Source organism: Rhizobacter sp. P2_H2 (assembly GCF_056403375.1).
In genome coordinates this window covers 1-977 of sequence record NZ_JBFUFP010001516.1, presented here as the reverse complement: position 1 = coordinate 977, position 977 = coordinate 1, and the positions used below count along the sequence as shown (strand labels likewise).

General features: G+C 68.8%; 1 protein-coding gene. It reads right to left on the bottom strand.

The window, feature by feature from the left end; translation table 11 throughout:
* Positions 1 to 977, bottom strand: a 977-nt coding sequence (locus tag AC1D15_RS34385) for a molybdopterin cofactor-binding domain-containing protein (RefSeq protein ID WP_477829596.1), incomplete at both ends; no start/stop codon positions are given.

Here is a 977-nt window from a genome sequence, read left to right as displayed (position 1 = left end):
CATCTGCACATTCACCTTCACCTGCTCGGGCTTGAGGCCCAGCACGCGCGCGGCCGCGGCGCCGTCCATGCCGGGCGACTGCGAGCCCGTCCAGATTTCCGCGCGCCCGTCGTTGATCGCGACGGTGCAGTTGAGCGGTTCCATGGCCGCATGGGCCAGGTAGGGGAAGACGAACTCGGCTTCCAGTTTCCGTGGTGCGTTGGCCAGTGGCGCCATGTCGGATTCGAAATGGCGCGGCCCGGGGCGGCCGGCCAACTCTCGGTACTGGGCGAGCTGCTTGTCGCTGTCGACTTTCTCGACCTTTGCCGTGTCCCATTGCAGCTTCAGCGCGTCGCGCCCTTGCTTGGCCGGCCAGTAGCCGTCGGCAATCACCGCGATGCCTTCGGCCCCACGGTCCAGCGGCACGCGCAGCACGGCTTTCACGCCCTTGACGGCGCGTGCCGCACCGTCGTCCACGGAGGCAAGCTTTGCACCGAACACGGGTGGACGAGCCACCACGGCGGTCAGCTGCCCGGGCAGGCGAACGTCGATGCCGAAGTTCTGCCGTCCGCTGCTCTTGGCCCGGGCGTCCAGGCGGCCGGTGGGCCGCCCGATGATGCGGAAGTCCTTTGGATCTTTCAGCGTGACCTTCTCGGGCACGGGCAAGGCCWTCGCGGCTTCGGCCAGCTCGCCGTAACCCAGCTTGCGGCGGCCCGGGCCCAGCACTGTACCGGCCTGGGTGCGCAACGTGGATGCGTCCACGTTCCAGCGCGCCGCCGCCGCGGCCAGCAGCATGGCCCGAGCGCGCGCCCCCAGCTCGCGGTACTGCGTGTAGCTGTTCTTGACCGAGTTGGAACCGCCGGTCAGGTGCATGCCGAACGCCGGGTCGACATAGGCGGCGTCGCTCGAGCCATGCCGGCTGCGCACCAGCTTCCAGTCCGCATCGAGTTCCTCGGCCAGGATCATCGGCAATGCGGTCTGCACACCCTGACCCATCT